This window comes from Lentzea kentuckyensis (genome assembly GCF_002150765.1).
Lineage (GTDB): Bacteria > Actinomycetota > Actinomycetes > Mycobacteriales > Pseudonocardiaceae > Lentzea > Lentzea kentuckyensis.
Window position 1 is genome coordinate 23,708 of record NZ_MUYM01000078.1, and the last position, 14,223, is coordinate 37,930.

The window sequence follows — 14,223 nt, forward strand, 5'->3', positions numbered from 1 at the left end:
AGGACCTACGGTCGTTACTTGAGAGTAGGAAAGGGGTTCACATGCGACTGCTGAGCGTCACCGCCGCGACGCTTCTGACGCTGGCCTCTGCCGCCGTGGGCGTCACTCCCGCCACGGCCGCGGAGCCGATCGTCGTGGGCAGTTGCGCGACATCGGTGCAGGGCACGCCCGGTACGCCGGTCTCGCTGAGCCCCGCCGCCGTCACCCAGCCGATCACCGACCTCATCCGGGCCGTCCCGCTGCTCGGACCGCCGCTCGCGGAGCCGTTCAAGCAGGCGTTCGCGCAGGCCAAGCCCATGCCGATCGGTGCGGTCCAGGTCGGCACGACGACCATCAGCGGCGCCACGATCGCCAACGCGGTGATGGCCGAGCTGCAGAAGCTCCCGCTGCTCGGACCGATCCTCGGCACCCTCGACCAGACCGTCCGCGCGACGCTGACCAGCGGCTGCCAGATCACCGTGACCGGCGTGAACCAGGCCGCCGCGCCGATCCAGGACGGTTCGAAGGCCATCGCCGACGCCTCGCAGCAGGCCGTCGGGGCCGTTCCCGGCGCGCCAAAACCCCCTGCCCAGCAGCCCCAGCCGCAGCCGGGTACGCAACCCGGCCAGCAGCCCGGCGTGAACCCCGGCACCACCCCCGGCGTGCCGGCGGGCTCGCCGAGCAACCGCGACTTCTCGCTCTACCCGCTCGGCACGAACTTCGGCCGGGTGCCGCTGTTCAGCTACGGCTCGCTGCCGTTCGCGATGCCCGGCCTGTACTCGCCGTCTCCCGGCGTGCGGTACGGCTCGCAGGTGCCGCGCGCGTCGAACGGCAACAGCTACCAGAGCGACCAGGTGCAGGCCGCCGGTCGCGCGACGGCGCTACCCAGGCTGGGCGGCGGTCCAGGTGGTGTGGGCGCTCCGGTGCTGGTCGCGGTGCTGATGCTGGCGCTGGTGACGGGTGCGCTGGTGCGGACCTGGGTGCTTCGCCGCACCCCTGCGTAGTCGCCGGACGCGCTCTGTTAACCTTCTTCAGTTGCTGACGCGACGACCCTCCTGCCACGGAAAGCCCGTGGCCGCGAGTCCACAGGAGGTGAGTGGTCCTCATGCGTCATTACGAAGTGATGGTCATCCTCGACCCCAGTCTCGACGAGCGCACGATCGCGCCGTCTCTCGACACGTTCCTCAACGTCATCAAGACGTCGGGCGGCAACGTCGAGAAGGTTGAAGTTTGGGGCAAGCGCCGGCTGAGCTTCGAGATCAACAAGAACACCGAGGGTATCTACGCGGTGCTCGACCTGACCTCGACGCCGGACGCGGTGAAGGAACTGGACCGCCAGCTCGGTCTGCAGGAGACGGTGCTCCGGACGAAGGTCCTGCGCCGCGAGCCCGCCAAGTCGGCCGCCAAGGCCTGACGAACCTCGATTAGGGGAGCTCCCAAGACATGGCTGGCGAGACGACGATCACGGTGGTCGGGAACCTGACCGCCGACCCCGAACTCCGCTTCACCCAGAGCGGTGCCGCGGTGGCGTCCTTCACGGTCGCCTCCACGCCCCGCACCTTCGACCGCCAGTCCGGCGAGTGGAAGGACGGCGAAGCGCTGTTCCTGCGGTGCAACGTGTGGCGTCAGGTCGCCGAGAACGTGGCCGAGTCGCTCACCCGTGGTTCGCGAGTGCTCGTCTCCGGACGGTTGCGCCAGCGTTCCTTCGAGACGAAGGAAGGCGAGAAGCGCACTGTCGTGGAGCTGGAGGTCGACGAGATCGGCCCCTCGCTGCGCTACGCGACCGCGAAGGTCAACAAGGTCAGCCGTGGAGACGGCGGCGGTGGCGGCGGCTTCGGCGGCGGCGGCGGTCAGCAGTCTCGTGGCGGCGGCGCTCCCGCAGACGACCCGTGGGGTTCCGCCCCGCCGGCCGGCTCGGGTGGCTTCGCCGACGAGCCCCCCTTCTAGACCGACTGCACCGGTCATCCAGAACCTGATCACTGCGTATTCCAGGAGTTAGAGACACATGGCCAAGCCGCCTGTGCGCAAGCCCAAGAAGAAGGTTTGCGCCTTCTGCAAGGACAAGAGCGCGAACCTGATCGACTACAAGGACACGACGCTGCTTCGGAAGTTCATCTCCGACCGCGGCAAGATCCGTGCCCGCCGCGTCACCGGCAACTGCTCGCAGCACCAGCGCGACGTCGCTGTTGCCGTGAAGAACGCCCGTGAGATGGCGCTGCTGCCCTACACCTCGACCGCCCGCTAAGAGAAGGGAACTCCTGCGATGAAGCTCATCCTCACCGCTGACGTTTCCGGCCTTGGCGCGCCCGGCGACATCGTCGAGGTCAAGGACGGCTACGGCCGCAACTACCTGCTCCCGCGTGGTCTCGCGATCGTCGCGACCCGCGGTGCGCAGAAGCAGATCCAGGTCATCACCCGCGCGCAGGACACCCGGCGCGTGCGCGACCTGGACCACGCCAAGGAGATCAAGACCGCGCTCGAGGGTCTTGGCGGCGTGACGCTGACCGCGAAGGCGGCGGCCGGCTCGAAGAAGCTGTTCGGCTCGGTCACCAACGCGGACGTGGCGGCTGCCGTCAAGTCCGCCGGTGGTCCCGTGCTGGACAAGCGCGCCATCGAGCTGCCGGGTCACATCAAGACCGTCGGCAAGCACTCGGTCACGGTTCGCCTCCACCCCGAGGTGACCGTCGCCCTGCCGCTGGTTGTCACCGCTGGCGAGTAAGTCCGCAACTCGAACCGCGTGACGTGACCCCCTCGGGGGCACTTCACGCTGGTTGCGTTTGCTGAAGCGCCATCCACCCGGAATGCTCCGGGCGGGTGGCGCTTTCGCTCGTTCGGACGAGTGTCGCCCTGTCCACGTCCTGTGGATAAACCCTGTGTTCGACGCTGGCGCGACACGCCGAAGAGGGTGTTTTTCGCGACACGCCGAGGCTGTGGCGCACAACTTTTTCCACAACTTGTGCACAGCCACTGAGCTGCAGTTACTTCTGTCACTCCACCGGTTGTCAACAGGTTGTCCCCAGCGCTCCCAGCCCTGTGGGCAACCATCCACAGGTTGTCCCCCAGTTGTCCACAGGGCGATCCACACGCTGGTTTGCTTGCTCCGGACGGGTCCCTCTAGCGTCGCGGCACGGGGGATGGTCATCGCACAGCGTGGCCGCCCGGAATTGTCGGTGCCGCGCTGTACAACTAGGTGACAGACACCGGCTCTCGACTTCTTTCGCAGGGGTGATTCGGCAGTGGCGCTGGTGGACGACCGGGGTATGGCGGAGCCCTCATTCGAGCGTCAGCCGCCGCAGGACCTCGCCGCCGAGCAGTCGGTGCTGGGCGGAATGCTGCTGTCGAAGGACGCCATCGCGGACGTCATCGAGGCGCTCGCGCCGAACGACTTCTACCGCCCGGCGCACCAGGCGATCTACGACTGCATCCTCGACCTGTACGGGCGCGGCGAGCCGGCCGACCCGATCACCATCTCGGCCGAGCTGGAGCGGCGCGGCGAGCTGCTGCGCGTGGGTGGCGCGCCGTACCTGCACACGTTGATCGCGACGGTGCCCACGGCCGCGAACGCCGGCTACTACGCCGAGATCGTGGCCGAGAAGGCGGTGCTGCGCCGTCTGGTCGAGGCGGGTACGCGCATCGTGCAGCTCGGTTACAACGGTGCAGAGGGCGCGGACGTCGACGAGGTCGTCGACCGCGCGCAGGCCGCGATCTACGAGGTCACCGACCGCCGCACGTCCGAGGACTACGTGGCGCTGGAGGACCTGCTCCAGCCGACGATGGACGAGATCGACGCGATCGCGTCGCGCGGTGGCATCTCGCAGGGCATCCCGACGGGCTTCGCCGACCTCGACGAGCTGACGAACGGCCTGCACGGCGGCCAGATGATCATCGTCGCCGCCCGTCCCGGTGTCGGCAAGGCGCTGGCGCTGGACACCCCGCTGCCCACGCCGTCCGGCTGGACCACGATGGGGTCCGTCGCGGTGGGCGACTTCCTGATGGGCGCCGACGGCCGGCCGACCCGCGTGGTCGCCGCGACCGAGGTGATGACCGGCCGCCCGTGCTTCGAGGTCGAGTTCTCCGACGGCACGGTGATCGTGGCCGACGCCGAGCACCAGTGGCTGACGGAGTCGTGCAGCGAGACCGGTGGCTTCTGGGCGATCCGCACGACGGCGCAGCTGTTCGAGCGTGTCGGCGTGTGCCGGATGTTCGTGCGCATGTCCGCCGCGTGGGAGCTGCCCGCAGCCGCGTTGCCGCTGCCGCCGCGCAAGCTCGGCCTGTTCCTGTCCGGCCTGGGCGACCTGGAGCTGACGGACGACGAGCTGCGCGTGGCCAAGGAGCTCGACCTGGCCGACGACCCGCACATCCCCGCCGCGTACCTGCGGGGTTCACGCCAGCAGCGGGCCGAGCTGCTGGCCGCGCTGCAGGTCGACGGCCGGTTCGCGCGGCTGCGCCGGGACGTCGACGAGCTGATCGCGGGCCTGGGCAAGCACGACCAGGTGGAGATCGCGTCGGTGCGCCCGGTCGCGTCGGTGCCGGTGCGGTGCGTGGAGGTCGACAACCACGACCACCTGTACCTCGCGGGCGAGACGATGATCCCGACGCACAACTCGACCCTGGGCCTCGACTTCGCCCGCTCGGCCTCCATCAAACACGGCCTGACCAGCGCCATCTTCAGCCTGGAAATGAGCCGCACCGAGATCGTGATGCGCATGCTCTCCGCCGAGGCGCGCATCCGCCTCGGCGACATGCGCGGTGGCCGGATGAGCGACGACGACTGGACCCGCCTCGCCCGCCGGATGAGCGAGATCAGCGAGGCGCCGCTGTTCGTCGACGACAGCCCGAACCTCACGATGATGGAGATCCGCGCCAAGGCCCGCCGCCTCAAGCAGCGGCACGACCTCAAGCTGGTGGTCGTCGACTACCTCCAGCTGATGAGTTCCGGCAAGAAGTCCGAGTCCCGCCAGCAGGAAGTCTCGGAGTTCTCGCGAAACCTGAAGCTGATCGCCAAGGAACTCCACGTCCCGGTCATCGCGATCTCCCAGCTGAACCGCGGCCCGGAACAGCGCACCGACAAGAAGCCGATGCTCTCCGACCTCCGTGAGTCCGGCTCGCTCGAGCAGGACGCCGACATGGTCATCATGATCAACCGGCCGGACGCCTGGGAACGCGACGACCCGCGCGCCGGCGAGGCCGACCTGATCATCGCCAAGCACCGTGCCGGCCCGACCGCCACCATCACCGTGGCGCACCAGCTGCACTACAGCCGCTTCACCGACCTGGCTCAGGGCTAGGGTCTGTCCCGAAAGTCCGTCGGGCGGCAGTGGCGGCCGAGGGCCCCGGAGGCGGCACCGCCGCAACGCCCGAATACGCCCGGTATGAGGGCGTCGCGGCGGCACCGCCTCCGGGTCTCTCGCCCGCGCCTGCCACCGGACGAACTTTCGGGACAGACCCTGGGCCCCGCTCCGCACGGGCCCGTCGCTGCCCGCGCGCGATCAGAGCGTGATCGTGGACCAGAAGCGGCATCGGTGCTCCTGCGCGAGATCAACGGGCCGGATGCCACCCGAGCCAGGTGCCAGCGACAGCGTGTACGGCACCGGATCCTGTGGCCGCAGCCGCCGCCACTCGGGACGTGTGCCGCCGCCGGGAGTCCCGGTGCGAGCGAAACTCGTCCAGTACTCGATCATCGTGTCGGCGAGTCGCCTTTGCCCAGGGGAGAGCTCCGGGGAGGTCTGCCCCGCGCGCAGGTCGAACAGGTAGAACGCATCCGCTGAGTGATAGGCGCCGTAGGGGTATCCGACCGCTGGAAGGGTCGGTGGCGCGGACCGGTCGGCGAATTCGTAGCCGTAGGTCGGCACGTGCCGGGCGAGCAAGCGGTTGCGCTCCAGTGTCGGACAGGCGAAGGAACTTTCCGTGGTCACCCGCGCCCAGGTACGACTTGGCGACTCGTGTTGGCCGGCTGGATAGACCGCCAGCACGCGTGCGGCGTCCGCACCGAACGCTTCGTGGACGTACTGCCGGTAGCGCTGCGCGGTCAGCGGCTGGCCGCCGAGGTCGTTGAGCGCTTGTACGTACGTGGTCTCGTCACGGGTGGCGCCGGAGAGCACCGGAACACCATGGAACCGGCCTTCCCGCAGCACCCGGAAGGGATCATCCGGCAGGACACTGCTGCCGTAGGCAAGCCCCGCGAACTGCCCGAACGCGGACATCAGCCGCTCTGGGGACAGGCGGCGCAGGCAGGCGACCGCAGTGGCCGGCTCGGCGCAGCCGAGTTCCGCCGCACTGCGCAGGCCCCGCTCAGCGAGGCTGCGCGGCTCCTCCCACGGCGAGATGGTCGGCACTCCGGGCGCGAGCAGGTTGGCCGGGATGTTCGTGGTGCAGAACGCACTCTGGATGATGGCTCGCTGGAACAGCCGCGCCGCCGTCGGCGACGCGAGATGCGCGCAGACGCTCTGCCCTCCCGCAGACTGCCCGAACACCGTGACGGCATCCGGGTCACCGCCGAACGCCCGCACGTTGGCTTGGACCCAGCGCAGCGCGGCCTGCTGATCGGCGAGCCCGAACGCGCCGGAGCCCGCCAGTCCGGGCAAGCCGAAGTTGCCGAAGATCCCGAGCCGGTAGTTGAGGGTCACGACCACCACATCGCCCTGAGTCGCGAGCCGGCGCGGGTCGTACTCGTTTCCCGCGCCCTCTACGAAGCCGCCACCGTGTAGCCACACCATCACGGCCTTGCGGCCGCGCGACCCCGTCGAGTTCGGCACGGTGATGTTCAGGTACAGGCAGTCTTCGGCGTCGCTCGCGGATGTTCCGGCGATGGACGCGTGCTGCGCGCAGCGTGCGCCCGGCCGGGATGCGTCCCGGACACCACGCCACGACGCCGGCGGCTGTGGAAGCCGCCAGCGCAACGCCCGCTCCGGCGGGGCGGCATACGGGATGCCGAGAAACTCCCGGTAGTCGACATGGTCCACCCCGCGTACCCACCCTGTGCCGGTGCGCACGACCTCACCGCGTTCCGCAGGCGCCGCGGCGGTCACCGTGGTGCCTGCCAGGACCGCCATCACGCAGGCGATCGGGAGCCACCGTCCCAGCATCAACTCGCGCACGACGCACTCCCCCCAGTTGGTCAATACGATCGTATTGATCTGATCGGAAGGTAGCCCGGTCTCACTCGTCGTGTCAAATCAGTACAATCGTCTTGATAAGGGAGGTGGCGATGGGCACTGAGCGGCCCGCCGTACGCGGTCCGGGCGCGGCACACGACGAGCGGCGCCGCAGCATCCTCGATGCCGTGTTCACCATCGTCGACACAGCCGGAACCGATCAGGTCAGCATCCGCCACGTGGCGAACCAGGCGGGCGTGTCCGTCGGCCGCGTCCAGCACTACTTCCCCACCAAGGACGATCTGCTGTCGGAGGCGTTCAGCGCGATCAACGACCGCGGCACGACCCGCGTGCACCACCGGCTCGCCGACGACCGGCACGCCGTTGAACCGGCCGTGGTGCTCGACGTACTGCTCAGCGAGCTGATCCCGGGCGGGGAGGACGACCGCAGGATGTTCCGCATCGCGCAGGCTTTCGAGGCCTACGCGATGTCTCGGCCGCCCCTGCGGGAGCGGCTCACACACGGCTACGACGAACTGGCCAACCTGATCGCCTTGCTGCTACGCGAAGCCGGGTGCCCTGGCGAGCCCGAGCCGTCGACGTTGCTGCCCGAGGCACACGAACTGCTCGCGCTGAGCATCGGGCTCGGCGGGCTCGCGGTCACCGAGAACATCACACCGGAACACGCGCGGCGCATCGCCTCCCGCCGGCTCGCGGACACCCTGCGCGACCTGTCCGAGCGATCGGCTTGTCATCGGCGATGAGAACCTGCGACGCGGAGTGCCTCGATGAACCAGTTCAGCTCCGGCGTCAGGCTTTCGGGCGCCTGCCAGCCGTTGACCACGGCGAGCAGCCGCAGGTACCGCTCCCGGCGCGGGTCGTTCGCGACCTCCAACCAGGTCAGCAGCCAACGTCGAGGTTCGAGGCCGTCGGCGAGGTGTGCGCATTGCGCCATGACTGCTGCGACGACCGGATCGGCGTCAGGTGAGGCCGGGTCGATGCCCGCGGCCAGAGCTGGACGGACCTGGTCGCGAACGACCGCGGCAGGATGGCGTTGCAGGCCGGGGATGTGAGAGTCGGCGATGCGGCGCATGCAGGCGCGGAAGTCCAGGTCCTGGGACAGTTCGGCCAGCTCCACCCACGCCTCGACCTGGTGCGACTCGGGGTTGTCTGGCAGTTCAGGGGTGAGCGATCGCCTGATTCCCGCGAATTCGGGCCGAGCGTCGCCGAAGGTGGCCCCGAGGAAGTCGTCGATCAGGCGACGGCGTTCGTCGTCCGAGAGCTTGGCCAGTTTGTGCATGAGATCCATCTCCTCGATGGTGGAGCCGCGCTTGGCCACCGCCGTCAACACCGCGCGTCGCAGGCGCAGCACGCGGATCTGCACTTCCAGGGCTTCGGCGTGGGCCGCGGCGACCTCGGGAAGTGAGATCTCGTGCTCGACGACCCTTCGGATGGTGGCGAGGTCCAGTCCCAGGTCGCGCAGTGTCCGCACCAGATCCAGACGTGCGACGGCTTCGACGCTGTAGAGGCGGTGGCCCGCCGGGCTGCGGTCGGTAGGCGGCACGATTCCGCGATCGGAGTAGAACCGGATGGCTTTGACCGTCAGCCCGGTCCGCTGGGCCAGTTCGCCGATCGAATAGAGCGTGTCGCCGTTCACGCCCTCACCCTCACACCTCCCCCTGCTGGAGACGCAAGTCAGCGTGCGCGGCCAGCCGCCCGGCCAGGTCCTTGATCAGGTCGCGCAGGGCGTCCGGCTGCTCGACGACGAACGGCCGGTCGAGCGCGGCGAGCAGCGGCGGTATCCAGTCGAGGCGCTCCGCCCGGATCCGGACCCGCATCCACGAGGTGTCGATCTCCTCCAGCACCGCGACGGACGGTGGGAACACGGCACGGATCTCGTCGGGCGTCGACTGAAGCCGCACGAGCACCTCGTGTCGGTACGGCGTCTCGGCGAGTGAGGTCAGCACCTGACCGGCCGAGTTGAAGCCGGTCGGCACGTCGAACGTTTCGTCACGGACAGAGACCGCGGTGATTCGATCGACGCGGAAGGTGCGGACCTCGCCGCTGGCCGAATCCAGCCCGGTCAGATACCAGCGGCCGGAATGCGCCACGACTCCGTAGGGATGCACGACCCGTTCGCTCGCACCACCGTGACCAGCGAGGTAAGCGAGCGTGACGGACCGACGTGCGTGCGCCGCTTCCGCCACGGTCAGCAGCACCTCGGTGTCCGTCGTGAGCGCCGAACGCGCAGGTGAGGTGAAGTCGGCACCCAGCACCGCGTCCAGCCGGGACCCCAGCGCCGCCGGGAGCACCCGGCGGACTTTGGCGACCGCACTCTCGACGGCCGCGACCGAGGTGGTGATCAGTCCGGAACGCCGACCCGCGACCAGGCCGAGCAGGACGGCGAGCGCTTCCTCGTTGCTGAGCATCAGCGGCGGCATCCGATAGCCCGGCGCCAGGCGGTATCCGCCGTACCGTCCGCGCACCGAACGCACCGGGATGTCGAGCTCCAGCAGGCGGTCCACGTAGCGGCGGACCGTGCGTTCATCCACGTCGAGGCGTTCGGCCAGCTCGGCCACGGTCCTGGTGCCACCGCCTTGGAGGATCTCCAACAACGCCAGCACGCGAGCGATCGGACGGGTCACAGGAAGATCCTGCGGATACCGGGCGGATCCTGTCCACTATTCGACTTAGCGTGCCACTCATGAAGCTCGTTTCAATCCGTGTCATCACGCACGACGTCGCCCGCCTCGTCGAGTTCTACGAACGCACGACCGGTCTCGAAGGACACTGGCGCACCGACCAGTTCGCCGAGCTCGTCGGCCCGTCGTGCACGCTGGCCATCGGTAGTGCCAACACGACCGGCGCCGCGGTGCCCGAGTCGAACCGGACCGCGATCATCGAGTTCCGGGTGGAGGACGTCGACGCCGAGTACGAACGCCTGACCGGCGTGGACGTCGTGCAGAAGCCGACCACGATGCCGTGGGGAAACCGCTCGCTGCTGTTCCGCGACCCCGACGGCAACCTGATCAACTTCTTCTCGCCACCGGCCTGATCAGGCAGGATCGACGGGTGACGAACGGACTGAAGATCCGGCCGGCCGGGCGCGGGGACGTGCCCGCCCTCGTCCGGCTGCGCCTGGCCAACGCCGAACGACACGTCCAGCTCGCGCCGGAGGAGTTCCGCGTCCCCGACACGGCGGCGGTGCGATGGCACTTCGAGGTCGTCGTCGAGCGCGCGTTGATCTCCGTCGCCGAGCTGGACGGCGAGGTGGTCGGCATGGCGGAGGTCGTGCCGCTGCCGGCGCCTCCCGACCACCAGATCCTGGTGCCGCGTCGCGGTGCGGACATCCACACCGTGGTCGCGGACGGGCATCGCGGCCGAGGTGTCGGCGCCGCTCTGCTGGCCGAGGCGGAGCGGGTGGCCGCGGCCCACGGGGTCGAGATCCTCTTCGCCGTCATCTTCGCGCCCAACGAGGACGCGGCCCGGTTCTACGCCAGGGCCGGCTTCGGGCCGCGCGGGATCACGCTGAGCAAGTCCCTCGACTGACTCACCCAAGCGGGGCTGTTCAGGGCCGCGATGCTGGTCAACGGGCCACGGCTCGGCTAGAACCGGACTGTGCTGCACGACCCGCTCACAGGCCTGCCCGGACACGCGCTCCTGCTCGACCGCCTGGAACAGTCGCTGATCCGCGCCCGCACCCGCGGCACCCTCGTGACGCTGGTCCTGATCACGGCACCGGACTCCGTGCTGGACGCGGCCAAGGTCCTGCGCGCGGGTCTGCGCCCGGACTTCACGGTCGCCCGCTACGGCGACACGGCGCTGGCCGTTCTCGCCGAGCACGACTTCGGTGACGGCTCGCCCATCGCGTCGCTGATCAGGCAACTCGTCGGCGAGAGCCCGCAGATCCACTGGGTCACGAGCCCCGGCGACAGCGATCCGGACGACGTGATCGCGATAGCCGAAACACCCCCCGCACGGCACTGAGCCCTGGCGACACCGTCGTGTCGCCAGGGCTCAGCTTCTTACCGGAGGGAGGGTGTTACAACCTGCGGGGTGTTACAGCGAGCCGGTCACCGTCTCGAACAGGTGAGCCGGGTCGATCAGGGTCATCGCCGGAGCGGCGACCGGGAGCTGCGGCAGCGAACGCTCGCCGGCAGCGGGGGCCAGGCCCTGGGTCGGGTTCAGGTTCAGACCCGAGAGGGAGGCCGGGCCGTCGAGCGGCAGCGCGGGCAGCGAGCGCTCGGTCGGCAGGGCGGGCAGCTGCACCGGCACCGGCAGGGCCGGGGCGGTGACCGGGAGGGACGGAACGGCCGGCAGCGAACGCTCAGCGGCGCCCGCCGGGATCAGGCCCTTCGCGGCCTCCAGCACCTGGCCGAGGGGCAGGCCCTGGACGTTCGGCGTGATGCCGGCCGTGCCACCGTTCAGCGGCAGGGCGGAGCGCTCCTGCGCCACACCGGGCAGCGCCGGGGTGGGCAGCTGGCCCGCCATGGCGGCCAGGTCGGACGGGTTCGGCAGCGTGTTCACGGGCAGCTGGTCGATGCCCTTGATGCTGTCGATGCCGTGGAACGCCGGGACCTCGTTGGCCTTCAGCAGGCTGTCGACGCCCTTGGGGAGCTCGAGGCCCTTGAGCTGCGCGGCGCGCAGCGTGCCCGCCTCGTCCTCGCCGGTCAGCTGGGTGTCGTCGCTCGTGCCCAGCGTGGTCGCCTGGCCGACGACCTCGACGGGGATGCGCGCGACCTTGGCCGCCGCCTCGACGGGAACGGTCATCTCACGGGCGGTCAGCGGGCCGCTGCCCTCCGTGAGCATCTCGCCGCCGGCCTCGGTGTTCGAGGTCTTGTCGGTGACGGTCGTGGCGTTGCCCGCAGCCGCCACCGCGTCCGCGTACACGCCGGCGACGGCGGTGGCGGGGACGTGGATCAGGTTGCCGGAGACCGAGGCGTCGTCGGCCTTGGAGAAGCTGTCGCCACCGGACACGACGTTGGTGTCGGTCACCACGTCGGAGTTGGTGATGCCCGCCGCGGAGACGGTGTTGCCCGGAACCGCCGGGAGCACTGCCGGCTGCGCACCGATCAGGTTGCCGGAGACCGAGCCGCCGTCACCGTTGCTGTTGACGTCGCCGCCGGCGACCGAGTCGAGGTCGTTGGTGGCAGCAGAGTCGACGTTGCTGCCGCCGCCGACCGACCAGCCCAGCACCTGGGTGCCGGTCGCGACCGGAGCCGAGACGACGTTGCCGGCGATGGAACCCTGCTCACCGGTGGTGAGAGCGTCGCCGCCCGCCTTCATGTCGGTGGCGTTGTCGCCCTGGGTCTTGTTGTTGCCGACCAGGGTGGCACCGTCGGCGAAGACCTGGGCCGGCGTCGAGGTCGGGACCTGGACGATGTTGCCGGAGACCGAGCTCTTCTTGCCGTACGCCTTGGGGTCGTTGCCCGCGATGACCGACGTGTCGTTCGACGTGTCGGACGAGGTGTTGCCCACGACGCCGGCGGTGAACGCGAACACCTGCGCCGCGGCGGCGGTGGGCGCGGTCACGACGTTGCTCGAGACCGTGCCGTTGTCGTCCTGCGTGTTGGGCGTGCCGCTGGAGCGGACTTCCTTGACCTCGTCAGCCGAGCCGGAAGCCTGGCCGCCGAGCGCGCCGGCCACACCGTAGACCTCGGCAGGCGTGGCGAACGGGGTGGACGCGACGTTGCCGGAGCCGACGGAGTCGTTGCCCGTCGAGCCCTGGTATCCGGAGGTGATCGACTTGACGTCGTTCTCGCAGGTGCCCGCGGCCTGGCCGACCACGGTGGCACCGTTGCCGCACACGTCCACGGCGGTGGCGGGCGGAACGTCGGCGATGTTGCCCGACAGAACCGAGTTGTCGGCCAGGGTGTAGACCTCGCCGCCGGACTTCGACGACGACTGGTTCGCGTGCTCGGTCAGCGCGTTGCCGACGAGCGACGCACCGTTGCCACCAGCGGCCACGGGGAGCGCGATGGGCGCACCAGCGATGTTGCCGGACCCCGTGGAGCCACGACCATCCGAGTGGATGATGCCGCCGGCGACCGACTCGTTGGCCGTGTCGCTGACAGCGGTCGCGTTGCCACCAGCGGCGGCGGCGTTGTCGTCGACCGTGATCGGGCCCGAGAGCGCGGGCGCGGCGACGTTGCCGGCCAGCGTGGCCGGGTCGCCGTTGGTGTCGGTCTTGCCACCCGCGTAGGCGGTACCGGTCTGCACCGAGTCGGTGGCGGCGTTGCCCGCACCGGCGGCCGAGTTGCCGTTGACCTCGAACAGCGGGGCCAGCGGGATCGGCACGGCGTTGCCGGAGATGGAGCTGTTCTTGCCGCTGGTGAGAACGTCACCCTCGGAAGAAGCGAACGTGTCGGCGGTGGAGTTGGCCTCGGCGATGCCCACCGCGCCCACACCGTTGCCGGTGATCTGGATCGGGGTCGCACCCTGCTCGGCGACGACGTTGCCGGAGCCGGCGCCCTTGTCACCGTTGGTGGTGATGTCGCCGCCGGTCGTCGAGACCTGCGAAGCGTTCGTGCTGGTGGCGGAGTTGCCACCCGCCGCGATCGCGTTACCGGTGATCTGGACCGGCAGGATGTGGTTGACGGCCACGACGTTGCCGGCGAGGGCCTGGCCCGCGCCGTCCGTGACGATCGTGCCGTCGCGGTGCGTTTCCTGGACGCACTCGCCGGCCGCTTCGCCGTTGGCGAGGACCGCGATCGAGTTGCCGCAGATGTTGATCGGCACATCGACGTGTGCCTGAACCGTGTTGCCGCGCACGAGGTTCTGCAGCGCGGTGCCCTGCAGACGCTCGCCTGCCTGGCGGATCAGCGGGTTCGCAGCGGGCGCTGCCGTGCGGGTGGGCACCGCGCTGGTGACGCGGTCCGTGCTGATCGTGCGGTCAACCTTGGGAACGGTCAGTTCCTTGACCGGCGTGGCCAGCTTGTTCTGGTCAGCCTTGAACGGAACCGAAGCCGCGACGTCGACGGCCGGCGGGGCGGCATCCGGGTCGACGTTCTCCTGGGCAGAAGCGATGCCCGTACCGAGCATCAGCAAACCACCAGTGACAAACGCGGTCTGAAGTCCGCGCTTTGCCCAGGTCTGCATTGGATCTCCTTCCAAAGTCCCCTGGAATCAGGGGGGTTCATGGGGGTGGGGC

Annotated in this window: 14 protein-coding genes; 10 read left to right on the forward strand and 4 right to left on the reverse strand. The window is 69.6% G+C overall.

Annotation, left to right across the window (positions count from 1 at the left end; translation table 11 throughout):
* Positions 1-41: 41 nt before the first annotated feature.
* From B0F77_RS33140 to dnaB, 6 genes are all read left to right on the forward strand, one after another.
* A complete protein-coding gene (locus B0F77_RS33140) occupies positions 42-983 on the forward strand; it encodes a hypothetical protein (RefSeq protein ID WP_086666962.1) in 942 nt (313 codons plus the stop codon).
* Positions 984-1,084: 101 nt separating this feature from the next.
* Entirely contained in the window at positions 1,085-1,393 is a 309-nt protein-coding gene (gene rpsF, locus B0F77_RS33145) for a 30S ribosomal protein S6 (protein WP_086666963.1), read from the forward strand.
* A 29-nt stretch (positions 1,394-1,422) separates the two neighbouring features.
* Complete coding sequence (locus B0F77_RS33150; RefSeq protein ID WP_086666964.1) at positions 1,423-1,926, forward strand: single-stranded DNA-binding protein; 504 nt, start codon at positions 1,423-1,425, stop codon at positions 1,924-1,926.
* Between the two features lie 58 nt (positions 1,927-1,984).
* Positions 1,985-2,224 carry a 30S ribosomal protein S18 gene (rpsR, locus tag B0F77_RS33155; protein ID WP_030465683.1) on the forward strand — a complete coding sequence of 80 codons (240 nt, stop codon included), beginning with the start codon at positions 1,985-1,987 and terminating at the stop codon, positions 2,222-2,224.
* Between the two features lie 18 nt (positions 2,225-2,242).
* Positions 2,243-2,698: a 50S ribosomal protein L9 gene (gene rplI / locus B0F77_RS33160; RefSeq protein WP_086666965.1), complete on the forward strand. Its 456-nt coding sequence runs from the start codon at positions 2,243-2,245 to the stop codon at positions 2,696-2,698.
* Between the two features lie 610 nt (positions 2,699-3,308).
* Positions 3,309-5,267 (forward strand): replicative DNA helicase, encoded by a 1,959-nt coding sequence (dnaB, locus tag B0F77_RS33165; RefSeq protein WP_425435756.1) that lies wholly within the window; start codon positions 3,309-3,311, stop codon positions 5,265-5,267.
* Positions 5,268-5,468: 201 nt separating this feature from the next.
* On the opposite strand, the gene B0F77_RS33170 is transcribed toward dnaB, so the two are convergent.
* Positions 5,469-7,076, reverse strand: a complete 1,608-nt coding sequence (locus B0F77_RS33170; RefSeq protein WP_245848955.1) for a carboxylesterase/lipase family protein — start codon at positions 7,074-7,076, stop codon at positions 5,469-5,471.
* A 110-nt stretch (positions 7,077-7,186) separates the two neighbouring features.
* Between B0F77_RS33170 and B0F77_RS33175 the strand changes: the two genes are divergently transcribed.
* Positions 7,187-7,837, forward strand: a complete 651-nt coding sequence (locus B0F77_RS33175) for a TetR/AcrR family transcriptional regulator (protein WP_086666978.1) — start codon at positions 7,187-7,189, stop codon at positions 7,835-7,837.
* Here B0F77_RS33175 and B0F77_RS33180 read toward each other — a convergent pair.
* Both B0F77_RS33180 and B0F77_RS33185 read right to left on the reverse strand, forming a co-directional pair.
* Entirely contained in the window at positions 7,825-8,730 is a 906-nt protein-coding gene (locus B0F77_RS33180; RefSeq protein ID WP_086666966.1) for a MerR family transcriptional regulator, read from the reverse strand. The two genes, B0F77_RS33175 and B0F77_RS33180, sit on opposite strands and share 13 nt — an antisense overlap.
* Positions 8,731-8,740: 10 nt before the next feature.
* Positions 8,741-9,718 carry a helix-turn-helix transcriptional regulator gene (locus tag B0F77_RS33185; RefSeq protein WP_211294172.1) on the reverse strand — a complete coding sequence of 326 codons (978 nt, stop codon included), beginning with the start codon at positions 9,716-9,718 and terminating at the stop codon, positions 8,741-8,743.
* A 59-nt stretch (positions 9,719-9,777) separates the two neighbouring features.
* Between B0F77_RS33185 and B0F77_RS33190 the strand changes: the two genes are divergently transcribed.
* The 3 genes from B0F77_RS33190 to B0F77_RS33200 all read left to right on the forward strand — a co-directional run bounded on the left by B0F77_RS33190 (position 9,778) and on the right by B0F77_RS33200 (position 11,060).
* Positions 9,778-10,128: a VOC family protein gene (locus B0F77_RS33190; protein ID WP_086666967.1), complete on the forward strand. Its 351-nt coding sequence runs from the start codon at positions 9,778-9,780 to the stop codon at positions 10,126-10,128.
* 17 nt (positions 10,129-10,145) lie between these two features.
* Positions 10,146-10,622: a GNAT family N-acetyltransferase gene (locus B0F77_RS33195; RefSeq protein ID WP_158102885.1), complete on the forward strand. Its 477-nt coding sequence runs from the start codon at positions 10,146-10,148 to the stop codon at positions 10,620-10,622.
* A gap of 69 nt (positions 10,623-10,691) precedes the next feature.
* Positions 10,692-11,060, forward strand: a complete 369-nt coding sequence (locus B0F77_RS33200; RefSeq protein WP_086666969.1) for a nucleotidyl cyclase domain-containing protein — start codon at positions 10,692-10,694, stop codon at positions 11,058-11,060.
* A 72-nt stretch (positions 11,061-11,132) separates the two neighbouring features.
* Here B0F77_RS33200 and B0F77_RS33205 read toward each other — a convergent pair whose 3' ends face one another.
* Entirely contained in the window at positions 11,133-14,171 is a 3,039-nt protein-coding gene (locus B0F77_RS33205) for a beta strand repeat-containing protein (RefSeq protein ID WP_086666970.1), read from the reverse strand.
* Positions 14,172-14,223: the final 52 nt, after the last annotated feature.

Excerpts from the sequence above, each read along its gene's own strand:
- dnaB (WP_425435756.1), top strand. The coding sequence starts at position 3,309 with ATGCTGCTGTCGAAGGACGCCATCGCGGACGTCATCGAGGCGCTCGCG.
- B0F77_RS33140 (WP_086666962.1), top strand. The coding sequence starts at position 42 with ATGCGACTGCTGAGCGTCACCGCCGCGACGCTTCTGACGCTGGCCTCT.
- B0F77_RS33175 (WP_086666978.1), top strand. The coding sequence starts at position 7,187 with ATGGGCACTGAGCGGCCCGCCGTACGCGGTCCGGGCGCGGCACACGAC.
- B0F77_RS33205 (WP_086666970.1), bottom strand. The coding sequence starts at position 14,171 with ATGCAGACCTGGGCAAAGCGCGGACTTCAGACCGCGTTTGTCACTGGT.
- rplI (WP_086666965.1), top strand. The coding sequence starts at position 2,243 with ATGAAGCTCATCCTCACCGCTGACGTTTCCGGCCTTGGCGCGCCCGGC.
- rpsF (WP_086666963.1), top strand. The coding sequence starts at position 1,085 with ATGCGTCATTACGAAGTGATGGTCATCCTCGACCCCAGTCTCGACGAG.
- B0F77_RS33150 (WP_086666964.1), top strand. The coding sequence starts at position 1,423 with ATGGCTGGCGAGACGACGATCACGGTGGTCGGGAACCTGACCGCCGAC.
- B0F77_RS33190 (WP_086666967.1), top strand. The coding sequence starts at position 9,778 with ATGAAGCTCGTTTCAATCCGTGTCATCACGCACGACGTCGCCCGCCTC.
- rpsR (WP_030465683.1), top strand. The coding sequence starts at position 1,985 with ATGGCCAAGCCGCCTGTGCGCAAGCCCAAGAAGAAGGTTTGCGCCTTC.